This is a genomic window from Micromonospora violae (assembly GCF_004217135.1).
Classification (GTDB): Bacteria; Actinomycetota; Actinomycetes; order Mycobacteriales; family Micromonosporaceae; genus Micromonospora; species Micromonospora violae.
In genome coordinates, this window is the sequence record NZ_SHKK01000001.1 from 4,457,739 (window position 1) to 4,479,906 (window position 22,168).

General features: G+C 70.5%; 14 protein-coding genes. 5 read left to right on the top strand and 9 right to left on the bottom strand.

The annotated features are described in order from the left end of the window. Positions 1 to 79: 79 nt before the first annotated feature. Complete coding sequence (locus EV382_RS19790) at positions 80 to 1,858, bottom strand: glycoside hydrolase family 6 protein (RefSeq protein WP_130404016.1); 1,779 nt, start codon at positions 1,856 to 1,858, stop codon at positions 80 to 82. A 598-nt stretch (positions 1,859 to 2,456) separates the two neighbouring features. Here EV382_RS19790 and EV382_RS19795 point away from each other — a divergent pair. Further along, positions 2,457 to 3,545, top strand: coding sequence for a hypothetical protein (locus EV382_RS19795; protein ID WP_130404018.1), 1,089 nt, complete (start codon positions 2,457 to 2,459; stop codon positions 3,543 to 3,545). 1 nt (position 3,546) lies between these two features. Then, positions 3,547 to 4,251 (top strand): class F sortase, encoded by a 705-nt coding sequence (locus tag EV382_RS19800; protein ID WP_130404020.1) that lies wholly within the window; start codon positions 3,547 to 3,549, stop codon positions 4,249 to 4,251. Positions 4,252 to 4,322: 71 nt separating this feature from the next. Here the strand turns inward: EV382_RS19800 and EV382_RS19805 are convergent, their stop codons facing one another. Continuing rightward, positions 4,323 to 9,404 (bottom strand): NAD-glutamate dehydrogenase, encoded by a 5,082-nt coding sequence (locus tag EV382_RS19805; RefSeq protein ID WP_130404022.1) that lies wholly within the window; start codon positions 9,402 to 9,404, stop codon positions 4,323 to 4,325. 288 nt (positions 9,405 to 9,692) lie between these two features. On the opposite strand from EV382_RS19805, the gene EV382_RS19810 reads away from it, so the two are divergent. Further along, entirely contained in the window at positions 9,693 to 11,657 is a 1,965-nt protein-coding gene (locus EV382_RS19810; protein WP_130404024.1) for a penicillin-binding transpeptidase domain-containing protein, read from the top strand. Between the two features lie 305 nt (positions 11,658 to 11,962). On the opposite strand, the gene EV382_RS19815 is transcribed toward EV382_RS19810, so the two are convergent. The 7 genes from EV382_RS19815 to EV382_RS19845 form a co-directional block, all read right to left on the bottom strand. After that, positions 11,963 to 13,402: an arginase family protein gene (locus tag EV382_RS19815; RefSeq protein ID WP_130404026.1), complete on the bottom strand. Its 1,440-nt coding sequence runs from the start codon at positions 13,400 to 13,402 to the stop codon at positions 11,963 to 11,965. Between the two features lie 66 nt (positions 13,403 to 13,468). Continuing rightward, positions 13,469 to 14,392: a tetratricopeptide repeat protein gene (locus EV382_RS19820; protein ID WP_130404028.1), complete on the bottom strand. Its 924-nt coding sequence runs from the start codon at positions 14,390 to 14,392 to the stop codon at positions 13,469 to 13,471. 180 nt (positions 14,393 to 14,572) lie between these two features. Beyond that, positions 14,573 to 16,261, bottom strand: a complete 1,689-nt coding sequence (icmA, locus tag EV382_RS19825; RefSeq protein ID WP_130404030.1) for a coenzyme B12-dependent isobutyryl-CoA mutase large subunit — start codon at positions 16,259 to 16,261, stop codon at positions 14,573 to 14,575. Positions 16,262 to 16,477: 216 nt separating this feature from the next. Next, positions 16,478 to 16,891, bottom strand: a complete 414-nt coding sequence (locus EV382_RS19830; RefSeq protein WP_130404032.1) for an Asp23/Gls24 family envelope stress response protein — start codon at positions 16,889 to 16,891, stop codon at positions 16,478 to 16,480. Positions 16,892 to 16,929: 38 nt separating this feature from the next. Then, positions 16,930 to 17,346 (bottom strand): Asp23/Gls24 family envelope stress response protein, encoded by a 417-nt coding sequence (locus EV382_RS19835; protein ID WP_130404034.1) that lies wholly within the window; start codon positions 17,344 to 17,346, stop codon positions 16,930 to 16,932. Positions 17,347 to 17,637: 291 nt separating this feature from the next. Beyond that, positions 17,638 to 18,642 (bottom strand): methylmalonyl Co-A mutase-associated GTPase MeaB, encoded by a 1,005-nt coding sequence (gene meaB, locus EV382_RS19840; protein WP_130404036.1) that lies wholly within the window; start codon positions 18,640 to 18,642, stop codon positions 17,638 to 17,640. Then, positions 18,639 to 19,823 (bottom strand): acetyl-CoA C-acetyltransferase, encoded by a 1,185-nt coding sequence (locus tag EV382_RS19845; protein WP_130404038.1) that lies wholly within the window; start codon positions 19,821 to 19,823, stop codon positions 18,639 to 18,641. Before EV382_RS19845 ends, meaB begins: the two co-directional genes overlap by 4 nt. 62 nt (positions 19,824 to 19,885) lie before the next feature. Between EV382_RS19845 and mce the strand changes: the two genes are divergently transcribed. Together mce and ccrA are read left to right on the top strand one after the other, a co-directional pair. Beyond that, on the top strand, positions 19,886 to 20,362 hold the full coding sequence (gene mce / locus EV382_RS19850) for a methylmalonyl-CoA epimerase (RefSeq protein ID WP_130404040.1): 477 nt from the start codon (positions 19,886 to 19,888) through the stop codon (positions 20,360 to 20,362). Between the two features lie 355 nt (positions 20,363 to 20,717). Then, positions 20,718 to 22,073, top strand: coding sequence for a crotonyl-CoA carboxylase/reductase (ccrA, locus tag EV382_RS19855; protein ID WP_130409019.1), 1,356 nt, complete (start codon positions 20,718 to 20,720; stop codon positions 22,071 to 22,073). Positions 22,074 to 22,168 lie beyond the last annotated feature (95 nt).

Consider the following 22,168-nt stretch of genomic DNA (forward strand, 5'->3'; position numbering starts at 1 on the left):
GGGCCGGGGACCCGGGGGAACCTGCCGCCGGCAGTGCCTCACCTACTGCCGGTGGCGGGTAAGCGCGGAAGCGTTCCGGTCAGAGCGCCGGGTACGCGTTACGCATGAGCTCCTGGAACTGGGCGGAGAACCACGCACCGGAGATCGGCGCGTTGTCCAGCGCCCCGGACGGGTTGTTGCCGTTGCGGGCGTTACCGCCGTACGTCGGGTCGCACATCCGGTCGAAGCCCTTGCCCTCGTTGTTCGGGATCTCCTTGCTGGAGCCGTCCGACTCACCCGGCGGCTTCACCCAGACGTAGGCGTCAATGCCCGTCTCCGGGTTGGCCCGGGGCCGCTCGCCGAGGCCTGCGCCGGCCTGGTTGCACCAGTTGCCGAGGTGGGCCCGGCGGTCGATCCGACCCCCGTTGACGTACGTGTCGACGCTGGTCGTGGCACCCGGCCCGGTGGGCCGTGCGGAGCCACCCCAGCCGTTGCGGGAGGTGTCGATCAGCATGCCGATGTTGGAGTTGAAGCCGACCGAGACCAGCTGATTGCGGAACGCCTGGGCGAACGACAGCTCGTCGACGTAGAAGTTCCAGTCGACCCACTTGGACTGCCGCACCGACTGACCGTTGACGTTGTCGGTGATCTTGAAGTACGGCTCACGCAGCGCCGAGTAGTTCGCGGTGTTGGTGATGAAGCCGTGCACGTTGTTGACCGTGCTGCCCGAGGCGACCGCGGCGGTCTTCAGGATGTTGGCGGTCGGGACGAAGTTGGAGTCCCAGCCGAGCCAGCCGTGGTGACCCGCGTCGATGTAGTTGTAGACGTTGCCGATCGCGCCGAGCTTGGCGAGGGCGTAGCCGACACCGTTGACGTATGCGCCGTTGGCCTTGACCGTGTCGCACATGACCGTGCCGCCGGCCTGATCGGACGTGTTGGTGACCAGGTTCGGCAGCGAGTCGATCTCGATGATGTTGATGATCCGCAGGCTGCTGTACTTCGATTCACCCTGGATCGCGGCGATCGGGTCGATGTACTCGGCCTTGTACTTGGGCAGCTCGTCCGGGCCCAGCTCACCGTTGGAGGCGAGCGCGGAGCAGTCGCGGCCGGGCAGGTTGTAGATCACGAACTGGATGTAACCGGCGCCCTGGCGCAGCGCCTCGTCCAGGTGGTCACGCACCCCGAAGGCTCCGTTGGAGCTGCTGTCCGGGGTGCCGTTGATCGCGGCGATCCGGTCCAGCCAGACGGCGGTGGGGTTGTTGGAGATCCGGCTACCGCCGGTCTCGGCGTCCGCCTTGGCCTTCCACTCCGGGTTCACGTAGCCGGGCACCCCGGAGTACGGGTTGTCGACCTTGGCGCCGGGCGGGTTGGTGGTCGGCGGGTCGGTCGGCGGATCCGTCGGGGGGTCGGTCGGCGGATCGGTCGGCGGATCGGTCGGCGGGGTCGTGGTGCCACCGTTGCAGACCACACCGTTCAGGGTGAACGAGGTCGGCTTGGGGTTGCTGCCGCTCCACGCGCCGTTGAAGCCGATGCTCGTCGACGCACCGGTGGCCAGGGTGCCGTTGTAGGACATGCTCCGGGCGGTGACCTGGCTGCCGGACTGGGTGTACGTGGCCGACCAGCCCTGCTGCACCCGCTGGCCGGAGTTGGGGAAGGTCCAGCCCAGCGTCCAGCCGTTCAGCGGGTCGCCGACGTTCTTGATGGTGATGTTCGCGGTGAAACCGCCGGGCCAGTCATTGCTCGTGTACGCGATGTCGCACTGCGTCGCGGCGTGCGCCGCGGTAACCGGAATCGTGACGAGCCCACCCGCGACCAGGGCACCCGCGCCGGCGAGCGCGAGGGCCCGGCGTGGGCCGGATAGCCTTCTCCACACATTCATGCCACTGATCTCCTTGGGCGAGACCGGGCCCAGGTGCGGCCCGGCGGGACGGCCCGGTAGGCGTCCTACACGGACGGCCGCCGGCGCCAACGGGATTCTTGGGGGGCGCCCGACCCGGACGGGCGATGGTGGTGGTGCCCAGCCGAAGCGTCGGCCGGTCGATCGGCGGCGGGATGTCGCCCCGGTGAAACCGGGTGCCCTCGACCCCCTGCCTGCACGGTGTGGCTCTCTGAACCGCGTTCGCCGATTCTTGCATGGGAGCGCTTCCATGGCAATGGCTCGATGCGTTGCCCGAGCCGTTTCGGACGATACCCCCGAGCCCGCCCGAGCGACCACGGGCGTCCCGGAGCAGCCGCTACCGGATGACCGGGGCGGGCGGGAACGCCGGGCACCGAACGCCGCAGCCCGCCCAGAAGACCGGCGGACGCCGAAGACGGCACCCCGGGCGGCGAAAGCCACGTAGCACCCCTTCACCTCTTACTTGGATCAAAGGTCAAAACGCGAATCTTTCACTTCATAAGTCATGAAACGGTCTAACGTCGGTCTTAGCTCGGTTGTCGCCGAGCTCAGGACAACAGGGGATGGAGTGACGCAGGTCATGGCTAAGAAGATGCTCGGGAAGGTCGTTGCGGGCGCCGCGCTCGGCGGCGCGTCGCTCCTGGTGTTCGCACCGGGAATCGCGGCGGCCGACGGCCACGACGATGGCAAGGTCTACGCCAAGCCGCACGTCGTGAAGGCCGGCGACGAGGTCAAGCTCCTCGAGATCTGCCCGGATCGGCAGGAGCACGCGTTCGTGTGGTCCAAGGTCACCGGCAAGGTCAAGCTCAAGCCGGCGCATGAAGACCGGGGTGAGGACCGCGAGTGGCGCGAGGAGGACTCCTCCGACCACGACAAGGGCAAGGACGAGCACGGCAAGGACGACAAGGGCAAGGACCACGAGGGCAAGGACGACAAGGGCAAGGACGACAAGGGCAAGGACGAGCACGGCAAGGACGACAAGGGCAAGGACGACAAGGGCAAGGACGAGTACAAGGGCGGCCAGGGTGGCGGCGCTGCCGCCGACGCCTACGGCGACGAGGACCGCAAGGACTGGAAGGGCGAGGAGCACGGCCAGGACGCCGAAGAAGGCCGTGACAAGAAGGACTGGGAGTCCAAGGACGAGCACGGCTCGGACTACGGCTCGGACAAGGGCTGGGAGAGCAAGGACGAGCACGGCTCCGAGTACGGCTCCGACAAGGGCTGGGAGTCCAAGGACGAGCACGGCTCCGACTACGGCTCCGACAAGGGCTGGGAGTCCAAGGACGAGCACGGCTCCGAGTACGGCTCCGACAAGGGCTGGGAGTCCAAGGACGAGCACGGCTCCGACTACGGCTCCGACAAGGGCTGGGACAGCAAGGACGAGCACGGCTCGGACAAGCGCGACTGGGACAAGGAGCGCGAGTTCGTCTACTACGGCGAAGCCAAGGTCGACAAGGACGCCAAGCCGGGCCGCTACGAGCTCAAGGGCTCCTGCGGCGAGGGCGAGCTCGTCGTGCTGCCGCACGGCGGTGTCGACGGTGGTGACGGCGGCGTCAGCACCAGCACCGACCGGGGCATGGCTGCCGGCGGGGCGGGCCTGCTCGGCGCTGCCGCGCTCGGCGGGATCGTGCTGATGCGTCGTCGGCGGACCGATGGTTCGCTCGTCTGACGTGACGACGACACCGGCCGGCGGCCGCCGCGGGAGACCGTGGCGTGCCGCCGGCACGGCCGTCGTCGTCACCATGGCCATGATCGGCGCCGGCATGATCGGCGCCTCCCTGAAGACCACGCCCACTCCCCGACCGCCGCAGCCGCTGGCCCAGGCCGGCCCCGACGTCACGGGGCCGGCGAGTATCGCCGACGACGCCCCAGCCGTCGACGGGCAGCCGGTCGGTCCGGGAGACGCCCCGGCCGGGTTGGCCCGCTCTGCGCCGACCAGTATCGAGATCCCCCGGATCGGCGTCGACGCGACGATCATGTCGCTGGGCACCAACCCGGACGGCACCGTCCAGGTCCCTCCACTGGACCAGGCCGACCAGGCCGGGTGGTACGAGCCCGGTGCCAGCCCAGGTGAGACGGGCAACGCGGTCATCGTCGGGCACGTGGATTCGGCGGTGCTCGGCCCGGCCGTCTTCTTCGACCTCGGCGCGCTCACCCCCGGCGACACCATCACCGTGCGCCGCGCCGACGGAGTCCCGGCCACCTTCACGGTCGACTCGGTCAAGGCGTACCCGAAGACGGCCTTCCCCACCGAGTTGGTGTACGGACCGAGCGACCGACCCAGCCTGCGGGTGGTCACCTGCGGCGGTCAGTTCGACGAGGCCGCGAAGAGCTACCCGGACAACATCGTCGTCTTCGCCACCTTGGCGGCGTGACCACGACGAACGAACCGCGGTCCGGCCGGTCGGGTCACCCCGACCGGCCGGACCGCGTCCGGCGCACTGACTCAGGCGGCGGCGGAGGTCCGCACCAGGGTGCGGATCTGGCGCAGCAGCACCGACAGGGCGGCGAGATCCGCCCGCGACTCGTCGAACTCCCCCATCGCCCGGCGGGCGCGGTGGATGGAGGTGGCGTTCGACTGCTCCCACTGCTGCACCCGCTCGTGCGGCGGCAGGTCACCCGGGGTGGAGTCGAGCACCTCCGCGGTGAGCGCGGCCAGCGCGGCGTACAGGTCGTAGCGCAGCGCCATCCGTGCGAGGGTCTGCCAGCGGTCCTCCCGCGGCAGCAGGGAGATCTTCGACAGCAGCGAGTCCACCCGGAACAGGTCGGACAGCACGAAGTAGACCGAGGCCACCTCGCTGACGTCCCGCCCGCTGGCGTTCGCGGTCTCCACCACGTCCATCAGGCCGAAGCTGTACATCAGCCGGGTCGCCCGCTCGGCCAGGTCGCGGGGCAGCCCACGCTCGGTCATCGAGTCCATGTGCGCGGCGATGCCCTGGCGCTCGTTGCCGTAGAACAGCTCCTCCAGCCCCGGCAGCAGCCGGGTCACCCCGTCCCGCAGGCGGGCGATCTCGGCCGGCACGTCGATCGGCGAGCGCCGGTTGGAGACCAGCCACCGCACCGCCCGGTCGAGCAGCCGGCGGGTGTCCAGGTAGACGCTGGTCTGTAGCTCCGGCGCCACCTTGTTGTCCAGCGCCTCGACCGCGTCCCACAGGTCGCGCAGGCCGAACACCTCGCTGACCACCACGTACGCCCGGATCACGTCCGCCGCGCTGGCCGCCGTCTCCTCGACCACCCGGAAGATGAACGAGATGCCACCGCGGTTGATCGCTTCGTTGACCAGCACGGTGGTGACGATGTCCCGGCGCAGCCGGTGCCGGCCCATCCGGTCGGCGAAGCGCTCGCGCATCGGCGTCGGGAAGTAGTTGACCAGGACGTCGGTCGTCCACTCCTCGTCGGCCAACCCGTCGGTGAGGATCTCCCGCTCCAGGACGATCTTCACGTACGCGAGCAGCACCGCGAACTCCGGCGCGGTCAGGCCGGATTCGCTCCGGACCGCCAGCTCCTCGTCCGGCGGCAGCGCCTCCAGCGCCCGGTCCAACCCGCCCGAACGCTCCAGCTCGTTGATCATCCGGCGGTGCACCGGCAGCAGCGAGGCGGCCTGGGCCTGAGCGTTGTTGATCGCCCGAGCCTGGTCGTAGTTGTCCCGCAGCACCAGCTCGGCGACCTCGTCGGTCATCCCGGCCAGCAGCTCGTCCCGCTCGGCCATGCTCAGCTCGCCGTCGGCCACCGCCGTGTTGAGCAGGATCTTGATGTTCACCTCGTGGTCGGAGGTGTCCACCCCGGCCGCGTTGTCGATGAAGTCCGTGTAGATCCGGCCACCGGTCAACGCGTACTCGATCCGGCCGAGCTGGGTCCAGCCCAGGTTGCCGCCCTCGCCCGCCACCCGGCAGCGCAGGTTGCGCCCGTCCACCCGGATCGCGTCGTTGGACTTGTCGCCCACCTCGGCGTTGGTCTGGCTGGAGGCCTTGACGTAGGTGCCGATGCCGCCGTTCCAGAACAGGTCCACCGGAGCGGTGACGATCGCCTTCATCAGGTCCTGCGGCGACATCTGCGTGACGTCGTCGTCCAGGCCGATCGCCGCCCGGACCTGCGGCGTGATCGGGATGGACTTCGCGGTCCGCGGGAAGATGCCCCCACCTGCCGAGATCAGCTCCGGGTTGTAGTCCTCCCAGGAGGACCGGGGCAGGTCGAACAGCCGCCGGCGCTCCGCGTACGAGGTGGCGGCGTCCGGCTCCGGGTCGAGGAAGATGTGCCGGTGGTCGAAGGCGGCCACCAGCCGGATGTGCTCGGAGAGCAGCATCCCGTTGCCGAACACGTCGCCGGACATGTCACCGACGCCGACCACTGTGAAGTCCTGGGTCTGGGTGTCGTGGCCCAGCTCCCGGAAGTGGCGCTTGACCGACTCCCAGGCACCCCGGGCGGTGATGCCCATCTTCTTGTGGTCGTAGCCGGCGGATCCGCCGGACGCGAACGCGTCGCCCATCCAGAAGTTGTGCGCCTTGGAGATCTCGTTGGCGATGTCGGAGAAGGTCGCGGTGCCCTTGTCGGCCGCCACCACCAGGTACGGGTCGTCGCCGTCGTGCCGGACCACGTCCTCGGGCGGCACGATCTGCCCGCTGACGATGTTGTCGGTGACGTCCAGCATCGCGCCGACGAACTCCTGGTAACAGGCGACCGCCTCGTCCCGGTCACCCGGCTTCTGCTTCAGCACGAAGCCGCCCTTGGCGCCGACCGGCACGATCACGGTGTTCTTCACCATCTGCGCCTTGACCAGGCCCAGCACCTCGGTACGGAAGTCCTCCCGACGGTCGGACCACCGCAACCCGCCCCGGGCCACCGGCCCGAACCGCAGGTGCACACCCTCGAACCGGGGCGAGTAGACGAAGATCTCGAACTTCGGTCGCGGCGCGGGCAGGTCCGGAATGGCCTGCGGGTCGAGCTTGAACGCGACGTACGCCTTCGGCCGCCCGTCGGCGCGCTTCTGGTAGAAGCTCGTCCGCAGGGTCGCCTCGATCAACGTCAGGTACGACCGCAGGATCCGATCCTGGTCGAGGCTCGCCACATCGTCCAGCGCGCCCCGGATCGTCTCCACCAGCTCACCGCTGCGCTGCTGCCTCTGCTCGGCGCTCAACTCACCCGGAGCGAACCGGGTCTCGAAGAGCTCCACCAGCAACGCGGCGAGCTTCGGGTACGCGATGAAGGTCTGTTCCATGTAGTCCTGGGAGAAGACCGTGCCGGCCTGCCGCAGGTACTTCGCGTACGCCCGCAGCACCACCACCTGCCGCCAGGTCAACCCGCCGCGCAGCACCAGCTCGTTGAACCGGTCCACCTCGGCCTCGCCGCGCCAGGCCGCCGCGAACGCGTTCTCCACGTGCGGGCGCACCTCGGCCAACTCCTGATGCCCCTCGGGCAGCATGAGGCCGAAGTCGTACAGGTAGACCCGACCGTCGATCCGGTCCACCTCGTACGGGTGCTCGTCGACCACCCGTACGCCGAGGGAGTGCAGCACCGGCAGCACGGCGGAGAGCATCATCGGTTCGCCGTACCGGTAGACCTTGAACCGGACGTCCATCGCCTCGGCCAGGTCGGCGCCCGGCACCCGGGTGCCCGGTCGGGGCGCCAACTGCTTGCGGAACAGGTGCATCTCCAGCTGGCCGGGCTCCTCCAGCAGCTCCAGCTTCGCCAGGTCCTTCATCGCCTCGTACGGCGTGTGCCCGTCCTTGTAGCCCTCCGGGAACGCGTCGGCGTACCGGGTGAACAGGTGCTTGGCCTGCTCGTCGCCGAGCTTGCGCTCCAGCACCAACCGGTAGTCGTCGTCCCACAGCCGGGTGGCGTCGGCCAACTCCTCGGCCAGCAGGTCGGCGTCGATGTCGCCGGGCGGCCGGGTCGGGTCGGTACGCACGATGAAGTGCACCCGGGCGAGCATCGACTCGGTGACGCGGGTGGTGTAGTCCACCCCGACACCGTTCAGCTCACGCAGCAGGATGTCCTGCATGCGCAGGCGGTTCTGCGTGGTGAACCGGTCCCGGGGCAGGTAGATCAGGCAGGAGATGAACCGCCCGTAGGCGTCCCGACGCAGGAAGACCCGCAGTTGCCGGCGGCCGGCCATCCGCAGCACGCCGATCACCGCGTGGTACAGGTCGTCGGTCTTGATCTGGAACAGCTCGTCGCGCGGGTAGGTCTCCAGGATCTGGATCAGATCCTTGCCGGAGTGGCTGCGCTGGCTCAGGCCGGAGCGGTCCAGCACTTCGGCCACCTTGCGGCGTACCACCGGGAGCTCGCGGACGCTGGTCCGGTAGGCGGCCGTCGAGAAGAGGCCCAGGAAGCGCCGCTCACCGATCACCTCACCGGCGGAGTTGAAGATCTTGAAGCCGATGTAGTCCAGGTACGCCGAGCGGTGCACGGTGGCCCGGGAGTTGGCCTTGGTGATGATGAGCAGGCGCTTCTCCAGCACCTTCTCGTGCGCCTCCGGCGTCATCGACGACAGCGACCGCGCTTCCGGCGAATCGGAGCGCAGGATGCCCAGCCCGGTGCCGAGCACCGCTTCGAGGGCCTTGCCGTCGACCGGGTCGGTCGCGTCGCCCCCGGGGGCGTCGACCAGCCGGTACTCCCGGTAGCCGAGGAAGGTGAAGTGGTCGTGGGCGAGCCACCGCAGCAGCTCCACCGAGTCGGTGATGTCCTTCTCCGGCACCGGTGGGCGGTTGTCGGACGTACGGGCGGACGCCAGCTCGTCGGCGAGCGCGAGGGCCCGCTGCCGCATCTTCGGCCAGTCCTCCACCGCCTCGCGCACGTCGGTGAGCACCCGCTGCAACTCGCGGCGCAGCCGATCCCGTTCGGCCGCGTCCCGGACCGGGTCGATCTCGATCCGCATCCAGCTCTCGATGATGTCGCCGGAGATCGCGTCGTCCGGCTCCACATCCGCGGAGACCTCGGTGAGTCGGCCCAGCGGCTCACGCCGCACCACCACCAGCGGGTGCACCAGCAGGTGCACGTCGAGGTGGTACGAGTTGAGCAGCGCCGTCACCGAGTCGACCAGGAACGGCATGTCGTCCGTGACGATCTCGACGACCGTGTGGTGCTGGTCCGCGTGCGGTTCGTGGATCCGCAGCTTCAACTCGCCCGGCACCCGCTGCTGGGCCAGGTCCCGGTGTGCCCGGGCCGCGTCGAGCATCTCCTCCGCCGTGAAGCCGACCAGCTCCTCGTCCGGGGCGAACCGCCAGAAACGGCCGACAAGGGTCGCCGCGTCGTGGTCGTCCCCCGCGAGCGCGACGGCCTGGGCCACCAGGCGCTCCGCGTTGGGAACTGGTTCGTCGAGGTCGGCATCGTCCACGTCGTCGGCCAACGCCTCGGTCGGCAGGCCCAGTTCGTAGATGGTGTCGATGCTCGACCCGGTCAGCCCGGTGACGCCCGTGTCGAGTCGGCCGTAGCCGTCCCCGTCGGTCGCCGAATCGAAGCTGTCGTCGTCCCGGCCGGAGTCATCCGGCCGGAGGTCGGGTTCCGGTTTGATCGCCGGACGCCGGTCCATCGGTGCCACTCCCCTCGACCCACCGCGTTGTGGGTCACTCTGCCGCCCAGCCTAGGCCCTGCCGTTCTGCGCCTTCGTCGGCGGACCACTGACCAGACGTCCGGATCGGGACTTTGTCCTTTCACCCGTTGCGGGTCCGAGGTTGGCCGGCTGCGGGATACCCCGCCACGCGATGTTCATCACACGGGTAGCCCGCGTCTTTGAGCGCGGCTGAGCACCTGGGGACGTTGGGGACGCTCTTCGCGTACTACCGTGCGGGGGCAGTCAAAGATCGGAAGGACCAGCTTCATGGCCTTGTCGTACCCCCGGCCCCATCGGCCGAACCCCGCCCGCCGCCTGGCCGCCGCCGCCACCACGGCGCTGCTCGCGGCGGGCGTCCTGGTCGGTTGCTCGGGTGACGACGGGCCGCAACGCACCCTCGACGCCTTCCTCGCGGGTTGGCGCAGCGGTGACCTCCAGGCGGTCGGCATGATCGACCCGCTCGGCGCGAAACTGCCGTCAGCCGACGTGGCTCGCGAGATCAAGGACCTCTCCGGTGAGCTGGCCGCCACCCCGCCCACGCTGACCCGTCGCGGCGAGCCGAAGATCACCAAGGACATCGCGACCACGACGGTCCAGGTGGAGTGGACCCTGCCCGGTCAGACCCGCTGGGCGTACGACCGGGAGGTGCGGCTCGCCCACGGCGACGACGACCAGTGGCAGGTGATCTGGGAGCCGACGGTGGTGCACGAGCAGCTCACCAAGGGTGACCGGTTGGCGCTGCGCCGCGACGTCGGGGCCCGCGCCGCGGTGTTGGACAACGCGGGGAAGCCGCTCGTGACCCCGCGCCCGGTGGTGCGGGTGGGTGTGCAGCCCAACGGCGTCGCCGACCTCAAGAAGCTCGTCAAGGACCTCGACGCGGCGTTCAAGGCCATTCGCCCGGCGCTGGTCCCCGGCGTCGACCTGGCCGACCTGCCCGAGCGGGTGGCCAAGGCCGAGCCGGGCGCCTTCGTCGAGGTGGTGTCGTTGCGCGAGGAGGCGTACCGGCAGATCAAACCCCGGATCTACGACCTGCCCGGCACCAAGTTCATCTCCGACAAGATCGATCTGGCGCCCACCCGTGAGTTCGCCCGGGCGGTGCTCGGCACCGTCGACCCGGCGCAGGCCGACGACCTCGCCGCACACCCCGACCGGTACGTCGTCGGCGACCTGGTCGGGCACGGCGGGCTCCAGGGTCGCTACGACGAACGGCTGCGCGGCGGCCCCGGGCTGACCGTGGTGGTCGAGCGCCCGGCCGAGGACGGCAAACTCGAACCCACCGGCACCGAACTGTTCCGTCGGGAGCCGCAGCCCGGGCAGCCGCTGAAGACCACGCTGGACGTCGCCGTCCAGAACGCGGCCGACGGGGCGCTGCGCGGCGAGTCGCGCCGATCCGCCCTGGTGGCGCTCCGGATCAGCGACGGCACCGTGCTCGCCGCGGCGAACGGCCCCGGCCCGGCCGGGGAGAATCTGGCCTTCAACGCCCAGGTGCCCCCGGGCTCCACGTTCAAGATGGTCAGCGCGCTGGGCCTGCTGGACCGGGGCGCGGTCACCCTGGACGGGCCGGTGGACTGCAAGAAGACCTTCACCGTGGACGGCCGGTCCTTCAAGAACTCGGACAACTTCGAGCTCGGCTCGGTGCCGTTCCGCACCGACTTCGCCAAGTCCTGCAACACCGCGTTCGCCGCGCTGGCGCCGAAGCTCGGCGGCGACGGGCTGGCCGCCGCCGGCCGCTCGCTGGGCCTGGAGGGTCAGTGGGACCTCGGCACGGACGCCTTCACCGGCAAGGTGTCGACCGGCGGCAGCCCGGCCGAGCAGGCCGCGGCGTCGTTCGGGCAGGGCACCACGCTGGTCAGCCCGCTCGCCATGGCCGGCGCCACCGCCGCCGTCGCCCGCGGCCACTTCGAGCAGCCGAAGCTGCTGATCGACCCGGCACCGGCCACCCCGGCCCCGGCTGGTGAACAACTCAAGCCAGCATCCGTCGAAGCGCTGCGCACCATGATGCGCGAGGTGATCACCACCGGCACCGGCAGCGCGCTCAAGGATGTTCCAGGCGAGGTGTACGGCAAGACCGGCACCGCCGAGTACGACAACAACCCGGCCCACACCCACGCCTGGTTCGTCGGCTGGCGGGGTGACGTGGCGTTCGCCGTCTTCGTCGAGAGGGGCGGAGCCAGCACGGCCTCCGCCGTGCCGATCGCCGAGCGCTTCCTCCGCGCCCTCCCGACCACCTGACCTCGACCTCCCCGGCCGCCGCCCAGCCTCCGCCCGGCCTCCGCCCGGCTTGATCCACCCGCGCAACGCCGCCCACCGCTCGGCCTTGATCCACTCGGGCCGCCACTCGGTCGGCGCCCGGCCTTGATCCACTCAGCTTTCCGGAAACCGCGGTATCCAAGCCACCCGGACACCGCGGTTTCCTTGATATCGAGTCGATCAAGGCCGGGCGGCCGGGGGCTGCGTGACCGAAGGCCGGACCGCCAAGGGACTGGGCGGCCGGGTCCGGGTCAGGCAGTGTCGGCTTTGCGCCTTTTGAACGGGATCTACGCCGGCGGAGACGTACGTCGGAGCAGACCTGGACCGGCCGACGCGGGTGGGCCGACCGGTTCGCGGTCGACCAGGGGCGCGACGCCCGACGGCTCGGTGTGGGCCCGCCCGCCAGTGTCGGGTGACTCCGCCTCGGCCGCCGTCGCGGCGCTGCTCGGTGGCTCAGGCAGGACCGATTGGGCCGCGACGTCGTGCGGCACCGCGCTCACCGACGGACCGAGACCAGACGCGCCGACGCCAGAAGCGCCGACGCCAGCAGGCCCGACACCGGCAGAACCGAGAGCACCAGACCCGAGAGCGCCAGAGCCGACACTGTCGGAGTCGACGTCAGCGACCCCGTCAAGCCCCGCAACCCGCTCCGCGCCGTCAAGCCCCACAACCCCCGCAACCCGATCGAGCCCGTCGAGCCCAGCCAGCCCAGCGAGCCGCTCGGGACGCTCAGTGGCGGTGGCGCTCCGGCCGCTGGCGCGCCGAGGGCTGGGCGTGGGCCGGGCCGACAGCAGCCGGGGCGGCACGGCCTCCGGGGCGGTCACCGGTGCCAGACCGGCGACCACGGTGTTGACGATTTCGGCCGCGTACGAGCCGTCCGGGTCGTAGTCGGGGTCGAAGACGGTCAGCTCCACGCCGAGGCAGTGCGGGGTGTCGACCAGGCCGGCGAGCAGGATCTCCAGCTCGGCGAAGGCGATCCCACCTGGGTCGGGGGCGTCGACGGCGGGCATCACCGCAGGGTCGAGCACGTCCACGTCGATGTGCACCCAGTAGCCGGCGCAGTCGGCGAGTTGCTCGTGCGCCCACTGGGCCGTCCGCGCGGCACCTTCGGCACGTAGCGCCGGCACCGGCCGGGTGGTGATTCCGGCGGCTTGGAGGTCGAGCCGGTATTCGTCCTGTGCGCGGATGCCGAGCACCACCACGTCGATGTCACGGAAGTAGGGCCGACGGCCCTCCAGCGCGGCCAGGTCGGCCTGCCCTCGCCCGGTGACCAGGGCCAGGTCCTCACCGGCCGCCGCGCCGACGTAGGAGGCGTTGCCGGGGTGCCGGAAGTCGGAGTGCCCGTCGACGAAGACCAGGCCGATGCGCCCGCCGACGGCCTCGCCCAGTCGGTGCATGGCCAGGGCGGAGCCGAGGAGCACGGAGCAGTCGCCCCCGAGCACCACCGGGAACTCACCCCGGTCGATGATCGAGCCGATGCGTTCGGCGAGGGCCAGGGAGTAGTCGGCGATCTCCCGGGCGTGGCACACCCCGTCGCCGGGCCGCCAGTCGCCCGGGTCGTACCGGGCGGGGGTGACGCAGCCGGCGTCGCGGGCCCGGAGCCGGGCCAGCAGGTCGTGGTCGCGCAGCGCCCCGGGTGCCTTGGCGCAACCCGGGACGGACGTGGGTGTCGGCGGCCGTAGACCGAGATTTGTCGGCGCGTCGAGGACGGCGATCCGGCGCATCATGAGCTCCCGTCCTCGGTGGTCGGGCGGGCCGGCCGGAACGCCGGCCCGCGCTGGCGTGCTACGAACTCAGAACAGGGCGCTGGCCAGGGCCCGACGCGCCGAGGCGACGGCCGGGTCGTCCGGGCCGGCGATGGAGAACAGCGAGACCAGGTGTTGGCGAGCCGTCTCGCGGTCTTCGCCGGCGGTGCGCCGGACCAGACCGACGAGCCGCGCGTACGCCTGCTCGGCCAGGCCGCTGAGCACCTCGATGTCGGCGGCCAGCAGTTGGGCGGCGACGTCGTCGGGGGCGCTCTCGGCGGCGGCCAGCGCGGTCGACGGGTCGGCGCCGGCCACCCGTCGGGCGACCCCGACCTGAGCCAGCCCCGCGGTGGCCGCGGCGTCCGCCGGGGCGTCGGCCAGGATCTTCCGGTACGCCTGCTCGGCGGCGTCCAGATCGCCGCTCATCAGCGCGTCATCCGCCTCGTCGAGGCGGGGGTCCTCCGGCTCGGCGACGGTCACGCCGCCGGCCTTGAGTACGGCCTGAATCCACTGCCGCAGCTGCGCCTCGGGCACCACTCCGGAGAAGGCGTCGACCGGCTGGCCGCCGACGACCGCGTAGACCATGGGAATGCCCTGGACCCGGAACATCTGGGCGATTCGGGGGTTTTCCTGCACGTCGACCCGGGCCAGCACCCAGGTGCCGCCGCCCTCGGCGTTCAGCCGCTCCAGGACCGGGGCGAACTCGTCGCTCTCCGGGAAGCCGGCCGCACCGAAGAACACCACGACGGGCATGGCCATCGAGCGTTCGAGCACGTCGGACTGGATGGTCGCCTCGGTGACGTCCACGATGGCGGTCTCACCGCCGGGGGTGGGCGCGCCGGTGGCACCGTTGGACGGGCCGGCCTGCGGGGGTGTGCCGGGGCGGGTACTGGCTGGTGCGGGGCCACGCAGCGTGCTGAGGTCGACCGCGCCGCGGGTGAAGATCGACGAGGTGATCCGTGGGTCGCTCATGGTTACCTAGTCTCGCACGTGAGCCCCCGATCTCAGCTCACCCGCAACCCCGACGTTGCAACTCTCACCTCGGCCCTCGACCCCCGCGATCGTGCGCGTTCTGTCACCGATACGCCGCATTTATGCCTTGCGTCGCCGCCAGACCCGCACGATCGACGGGGGTGAGGGTGGGGTGGGGGGTCAGAAGCGGGCCGGCTCCCGGTAGGTGCCCCATTCGGCCCGTAGGGCGTCGCAGATCTCGCCCAGCGTGGCCTCGGCGCGGACGGCGTCGAGCATGGCGGGGATCATGTTCTCGTCGGTACGGCTCGCCTCGATCATCCGGGTCAGCGCCGCACGGACCGCCGCGGAGTCCCGCGCGCTCTTGCGCTCGGCGAGCACCCGGCGCTGTTCCACCTCCACCTCGTGCGAGATGCGCAGGATCTCCAGCTCCTTGGCGACCGTGCCGGTGTGGCAGTTGACCCCGACGATCTTTTTGTCGCCCTTCTCGAGGGCCTGCTGGTAGACGAAGGCCGACTCGGCGATGTGCCCGGTGAACCAGCCGTCCTCGATGCCACGCAGGATGCCCGAGGTCATCGGGCCGATCTGATGCGGCCCGTCGCCCCCGAGCTGCCGGATTCGGGCGAAGATCTCCTCCGCCTCGGCCTCGATCTTGTCGGTCAGCGCCTCGACGTACCAGGAGCCACCGAGCGGGTCGGCCACGTTGACCACACCGGTCTCCTCCATCAGCACCTGCTGGGTACGCAGGGCGATCTCGGCCGACTCGTCGGTGGGCAGCGCCAGCGTCTCGTCCAACGCGTTGGTGTGCAGCGAGTTCGTTCCGCCGAGCACCGCCGCGAGCGCCTCGACGGCGGTCCGTACGACATTGTTGACCGGCTGCTGCGCGGTCAGCGACACCCCGGCGGTCTGCGTGTGGAACCGCAGCCACAGGGCCTTCTCGCTGGTCGCGCCGTAGACGTCGCGCAGCCAGCGGGCCCAGATCCGGCGGGCGGCACGGAACTTGGCGATCTCCTCGAAGAAGTCGAGGTGCGAGTCGAAGAAGAAGCTCAGCCCCGGCGCGAAGACGTTCACGTCCAGCCCGCGCGAGAGACCCAGCTCGACGTAGCCGAAGCCGTCCGCCAGGGTGTACGCCAACTCCTGCGCGGCGGTCGAGCCGGCCTCGCGGATGTGGTAACCGGAGACCGACAGCGGCTTGTAGCGCGGAATCTCGGCGGCGCAGTACTCCATCAGGTCGCCGATCAGGCGCAGGTGCGGCTCCGGGTCGAAGAGCCACTCCTTCTGCGCGATGTACTCCTTGAAGATGTCGGTCTGCAGGGTGCCGTCCAGCTTGGACAGATCGGCGCCCTGCCGCTCGGCGGCGACCAGGTACATGCAGAACACCGGCACCGCCGGACCGGAGATGGTCATCGAGGTGGTGACGCCGGCCAGGTCGATGCCGTCGAAGAGCACCTGCATGTCGGTGGCGGTGTCGATGGCCACCCCGCAGTGCCCGACCTCGCCGAGCGCCTGCGGGTCGTCCGAGTCGCGGCCCATCAGCGTCGGCATGTCGAACGCGACCGAGAGGCCGCCGCCACCGGCGCCGAGGATCATCTTGTAACGCTCGTTGGTCTGCTGGGCGTTGCCGAAGCCGGCGAACTGCCGGATCGTCCAGGTCCGCCCGCGGTAGCCGGTCGGATACAAACCCCTGGTGTACGGATACTCGCCCGGCCAGCCGATCCGTTCGAAGCCCGGGTAACTGACGCCCTCCGGCGGCCCGTACACCGGCTCGACCGGCATCCCGGAGAGCGTGGTGAAGTCCGCATCCCGCTTGCGCGCGGCGTCGTACCGGGCCTGCCAGCGCGCCCGTCCGGCGTCGATCTCGTCGGCGTCCATGAGCAGGGCTCCTCCTCGGTTCCTCGACTAGCACGTCGAGTGTAGAGCCCATACCTGAACGATCGCTAAGTCACTGCCTACCGACGGGTAACGGCCGAACCGCGTCGATCATGGAGTTGTGGTGGTGCACAAATCCCGCCGCCGGGGCCAAACCGGCCACCACAACTCCATGATCGACGCAGAAAAAAAGGCGGCGCGGGACCCGTCTTGTATCTCTCAGGCCGGGGTTGTGGTCGCGGGGTCACCGATCGTCACGTCGTCGACACGGATGTTGACCTCGTCGACCCGCAACCCGTACGCCTCGACCGCCTCCGTCACCTGGGCGCGCACCTCGCCGGTGATCTCCGGCACCGGGCGACCGGCCTCGGTCACCAGCACCAGGTTGATCACGGCGGCGTCCCCGGTCACGTAGGCCGAGCAGCCCCGGCGGGCGTCGCCCAGCTGGTCCAGCCCGACCCGGTCGAAAACCGCGTTGAAGAACCGGGCGACGTCCCCGCCCAGCTCGACCACCCCGGGCACCGCCCTGGCCGCCGCGACGGCGATCTTCTCGACCACCTCGTCGGCGACCTTCGTCGTTCCGCCGGCCGGCACCGACGTCGCGGCCAACTCCTGCGTCATCTCGTGGTCCACAGCCGCTCCCCTACTGCTCGCGTCACCGCGTCGACGCCTCAGGCGCCGGCTGCCCCGGGCTGGTTCAGTTCGATGTCGTCCACCGTGATGTTGACCTGGGTGACCGTCAGGCCGTACTTCTCCACGGCCTCGATCACCGCGACCCGCACCGCCTCGGTCACGTCGGACACGACCCGACCGGCGTCGATCACCAGAACGACATTGATGACCGCCGAGGTGCCCTTCACGTCAGCCGAGATGCCTCGACGGGCGTCGCCCGCCTCGTCCAGACCGACCTTGTCCAGGATGCTGTTGAAGAACCGGGCCACATCACCGCCGAGATCGGCGACGCCGGGCACCGAACGAGCGGCGGCACCGGCGATCTTCTCCACGACCTCATCGGAGACCAACGTGCCACCCCGGGCGTCGCCCGTCGCGGGCGGCACCGTACCGGCGTTCTCCACCGCGTCCGTCATGATCACATCTCCCCTGGTCCGGCACATTGTGGACCGATCGTGTCGTCAGCCCGCCGCGGGCCAGCCTCGCTCCCCGGCCACGCGCCGCGAGCCTACTAAAACCGGAGCGACCTTCGCTTCCGGGCACGCGACGCGCCGCCGGTGCGGGGGCGAGGCCGCCGGAAAGTACGTCCAGTTTGGCGGGTCAGCCGGAGCACCCTGTGGACCGGCCGCCGGGACCACTGCACGTGGACTCACCTGACGCGCGGCCGTCGCCGCTCACCGGCGGCGGTCCCGCCGGCAGTCCCCGGATCAGCGAGCGAGCTGGGCGAGCAGTTCGTCGGCCGCCGTGTACGGGTCGATCGCGCCCTCGGCGACCTTCGTGGCCAGCGTGGACAACTCCGTACCGTCGCGTAGTGAGCCGATCCGGGCGCGCAGGGTGCCGAGCGCGATCGCCTCGATCTCGGCGGCGGCCCGCGCCTCCTGGCGGCGGCGCAGCTCGCCGTGCTCGACCAGCCAACCCCGGTGCTTGTCGATGGCGGCGGCGATGTCGTCGATGCCCTCGCCGCGCGCGGCGACCGACCGGACCACCTGCGGCCGCCACTGCCCCGGCCCGCGCTCACCGAGAGCGATCATGCCCTGGATGTCCCGGACGGTGGCGTCGGCGCCGTCCCGGTCGGCCTTGTTCACGACGAACACGTCGGCGATCTCCAGGATGCCGGCCTTGACCGCCTGGATCGCGTCGCCCATTCCGGGCGCGAGCAGCACCAGCGTCGTGTCGGCCAGCGAGGCGACCTCCACCTCGGCCTGCCCGACGCCGACGGTCTCCACCAGCACCACGTCGCAGCCGGCGCCCTCCAGCACCCGGACCGCCTGCGGCGTCGCCGCGGCCAGCCCGCCGAGGTGCCCCCGGCTGGACATCGACCGGATGTAGACGCCCGGATCGGTGGCGTGGTCCTGCATCCGCACCCGGTCACCCAGGATCGCGCCGCCGGTGAACGGGCTGGACGGGTCGACCGCCAGCACACCGACCCGGTGCCCGTGCGCCCGCAGCGCGCGGACCAACTCGTTCGTGGTGGTCGACTTTCCCACCCCCGGTGAACCGGTCAACCCGACGACCTGCGCCTGCCCGGCGTACGGCGCCAGCGCCGCAGCGATCGCCGGCAACAGCGCGTCGCCGTTCTCCACCAGCGTGATCAGGCGGGCCACCGCGCGGGGGTCACCCGCGCGGGCCCGTTCGACCAGCAGGGGTACGTCCCGGCTGCGGCGCACCGACGTGGTGCCCGCTGCCGGAACCTGCTCGGCCGCTCCGCTCACTGGCCCGGCACGTGGATGATCAGCGCGTCACCCTGGCCACCGCCGCCGCAGAGCGCCGCCGCGCCGGTGCCGCCACCGCGCCGCTTCAACTCCAGGGCGAGGGTGAGGACGAGACGGGCGCCGGACATGCCGATCGGGTGGCCCAGCGCGATCGCGCCGCCGTTGACGTTGACCTTGTCCGGGCTGATCCCGAGGTCCCTGGTGGACTGGATGCCGACCTGCGCGAACGCCTCGTTGATTTCGATGAGGTCCAGGTCCGCCACGCTCAGGCCGCCCTTCTTCAGGGCGTGGTTGATCGCGTTGGACGGCTGCGAGTGCAGGGAGTTGTCCGGGCCCGCCACGTTGCCGTGCGCACCGATCTCGGCCAGCCAGGTCAACCCCAGCTCCCTCGCCTTGGCCTTGCTCATCACCAGCACCGCGGCGGCGCCGTCGGAGATCGGCGAGGAGCTGCCGGCGGTGATGGTGCCGTCCTTGGCGAAGGCGGGGCGCAACTTGGCCAGCGATTCGACGGTGGTGTCCGGGCGGATGCCCTCGTCCTCGCTGATCACCAGGGGGTCGCCCTTGCGCTGCGGGATGACCACCGGGGCGATCTCGTCGGCGAAATGGCCGTTCTTCTGGGCGGCGGCAGCCCGCTGGTGGCTGGCGGCGGCGAAGGCGTCCTGCTCCATACGCGTGATGTTGTGCTTGACGCCGAGCCGCTCAGTCGACTCACCCATCGAGCAGCAGTCCCAGGCGTCGCTGAGCCCGTCGTGTGCCATGTGGTCCTTGACCACCACGTCGCCGTACTTGTAGCCGGTGCGCTGGCCCATCAGCAGGTGCGGGGCGTTGGTCATCGACTCCATGCCGCCGGCCACCACGATGTCGAACTCGCCGGCGCGGATCAGCTGGTCGGCCAGGGCGATCGCGTCCAGGCCGGAGAGGCAGACCTTGTTGATGGTCAGTGCCGGCACGGACATCGGTACGCCGGCCTCGACCGCTGCCTGCCGAGCCGGGATCTGACCGGCGCCGGCCTGCAACACCTGACCCATGATCACGTACTGGACCTGGTCCGGGCTGACGCCGGCCCGCTCCAGAGCCGCCTTGATGGCGATCCCGCCGAGCTTCGTGGCCGGGAGGTCCTTGAGGTTGCCCAGCAGCCGGCCCATGGGGGTCCGCGCGCCGCTGACGATCACCGAAGCCATGCCTGCCTCCGAGGGGGGTGCCGAGCTGTACGCCTTAACGATTGTTCGGCCAGACTAGCGCCATGGCAGAGAACTCCCCCGTCGAGCCCGGTGCGGACTACGTCACAGACATCGGGCTTCGCAAGATTGACCACGTTGGGATCGCCGTGGCCGACCTGGACGCCGCGATCGACTTCTACCAGCGGACGTTCGGGATGCGCTGCGTACACGTGGAAACCAACGCCGAGCAGGGCGTTCGGGAAGCGATGCTGGCCGTCGGACCGACCACCGAGGGCGGCTGCGTGCAGTTGCTCGCGCCGCTCAGCCCGGAGTCGACGATCGCGAAGTTCCTGGACCGCAACGGGCCGGGCGTCCAGCAGGTCGCGTACACCGTGGTGGACATCGACGCCGCCTGCGCGGCCCTGCGCGAGCGCGGGATGCGCCTGCTCTACGACGCTCCCCGCCGCGGCACCGCGGACAGCCGGATCAACTTCGTCCACCCGAAGGACGCCGGTGGCGTCCTCGTCGAACTGGTCCAGCCCGCCCCCGCCAACCACTGACCGACTGCCCCCAACCCACTGACCGCCGCCCCCACCGCCCTGCCGCCCCTGTTGATCAAGAGGTTTGCGTCATCCTGCGCCTCGTAGGTGACCGAAAGCTCTTGATCAACAGGGGGTGGCGGAGTGCGCGCGCACGTCAGTGCGCGGTTGGCGGGGTGGTCGGGCAGCTTCACGCATCGGCGGATGCAGTTTTTCACAGAGGACTTCCCGGCCTAGCTACCGTTCAGTAACGTCCGGCCCCACAGGAGCGCGACCGGTGCCGGATGTGTCGAATGCCGACATGGCGGTCGTGCCCACCGGCGCCGACGATGGCAGCACCCGGGCCCGTACGGGTGCGGATGAACCGGAGGTCACCGTGCAGGACATCCTCGAAGCGATCATGGCGGCGGAGGAATCGAACGATCCGGACCGCGAACTCGCCGGTGTCGCCGGGCTGCCCGTACCGGAGAGCTACCGAGGCGTGGTGGTCCGCGCCGAGGAGGCCCGGATGTTCGACGGCATGGCCACCCGGGACAAGGACCCGCGCAAGGCGCTGCACGTGCAGGAGGTGCCGACCCCGGAGCTGGCGCCGGGTGAGGCGCTGATCGCGGTGATGGCCAGCGCGATCAACTACAACACGGTGTGGACCAGCATCTTCGAGCCGCTGCCCACCTTCCGGTTCCTGGAACGCTACGGCCGGGTCTCCGAGCTGACCCGCCGACACGACCTGCCGTACCACGTGGTCGGCTCGGACGCGGCGGGCGTGGTGTTGCGCACCGGCCCCGGGGTGACCCGCTGGGCGCCCGGCGACGAGGTGGTCGCGCACTGCCTCTCCGTCGAGCTGGAGGACGCGGCCGGGCACGACGACACCATGCTCGACCCGCAGCAGCGGATCTGGGGCTTCGAGACCAACTTCGGCGGGCTGGCCGAGATGGCGGTGGTCAAGGCCAACCAGCTGATGCCCAAGCCGCGGCACCTGAGCTGGGAGGAGGCGGCCAGCCCGGGGCTGGTCAACTCCACCGCGTACCGGCAGCTCGTCTCGCACCACGGCGCCAACATGAAGCAGGGTGACGTGGTGCTGATCTGGGGCGCGTCCGGCGGCCTCGGCGGGTACGCCACGCAGATGGCGCTCAACGGCGGCGCGATCCCGGTCTGCGTGGTGTCCTCACCGGAGAAGGCCGAGCTGTGCCGCAAGATGGGTGCCGAGCTGGTCATCGACCGGGCCGCGGAGGGCTTCCGCTTCTGGAAGGACGAGGAGACCCAGGACCCGGACGAGTGGCGGCGCTTCGGCGAACGGATCCGCGAGCTGACCAGCGGCGAGGACCCGGACATCGTGTTCGAGCACCCGGGTCGGGAGACGTTCGGGGCCAGCGTCTACGTGGCCCGGCGTGGCGGGACCATCGTCACCTGCGCCTCCACCAGCGGCTTCAACCACCAGTACGACAACCGCTACCTGTGGATGCACCTCAAGCGGATCGTCGGCAGTCACTTCGCCAACTACCACGAGGCGTGGCAGGCCAACCGCCTGGTCGCGCTCGGCAAGGTGCACCCGACGGTGTCCCGCAGCTATCCGTTGGAGCAGACCGGTCAGGCCGCGTACGAGGTGCACCGCAACGCCCACCAGGGCAAGGTCGGGGTGCGCTGCCTCGCCCCCCGCGACGGACTGGGCGTACGCGACGGAGAGTTGCGGGCCCAGCACGAGGACGCGATCAACCGGTTCCGGGGTCACTGACCGGCGCCGCCGGCCCCGGGGTCACTGACCGGCGTCGTCGGTACCGGCCGGACGGTGGAACGCCGGATGACCATTGCGCCGATCGCTCATTGTTC

Coding starts and splice junctions, on each gene's coding strand:
- EV382_RS19790 (WP_130404016.1), bottom strand. CDS start 1,858: ATGAATGTGTGGAGAAGGCTATCCGGCCCACGCCGGGCCCTCGCGCTC.
- EV382_RS19795 (WP_130404018.1), top strand. CDS start 2,457: ATGGCTAAGAAGATGCTCGGGAAGGTCGTTGCGGGCGCCGCGCTCGGC.
- EV382_RS19805 (WP_130404022.1), bottom strand. CDS start 9,404: ATGGACCGGCGTCCGGCGATCAAACCGGAACCCGACCTCCGGCCGGAT.
- EV382_RS19810 (WP_130404024.1), top strand. CDS start 9,693: ATGGCCTTGTCGTACCCCCGGCCCCATCGGCCGAACCCCGCCCGCCGC.
- EV382_RS19815 (WP_130404026.1), bottom strand. CDS start 13,402: ATGATGCGCCGGATCGCCGTCCTCGACGCGCCGACAAATCTCGGTCTA.
- EV382_RS19820 (WP_130404028.1), bottom strand. CDS start 14,392: ATGAGCGACCCACGGATCACCTCGTCGATCTTCACCCGCGGCGCGGTC.
- icmA (WP_130404030.1), bottom strand. CDS start 16,261: ATGGACGCCGACGAGATCGACGCCGGACGGGCGCGCTGGCAGGCCCGG.
- EV382_RS19835 (WP_130404034.1), bottom strand. CDS start 17,346: ATGACGGACGCGGTGGAGAACGCCGGTACGGTGCCGCCCGCGACGGGC.
- EV382_RS19845 (WP_130404038.1), bottom strand. CDS start 19,823: ATGGCTTCGGTGATCGTCAGCGGCGCGCGGACCCCCATGGGCCGGCTG.
- mce (WP_130404040.1), top strand. CDS start 19,886: ATGGCAGAGAACTCCCCCGTCGAGCCCGGTGCGGACTACGTCACAGAC.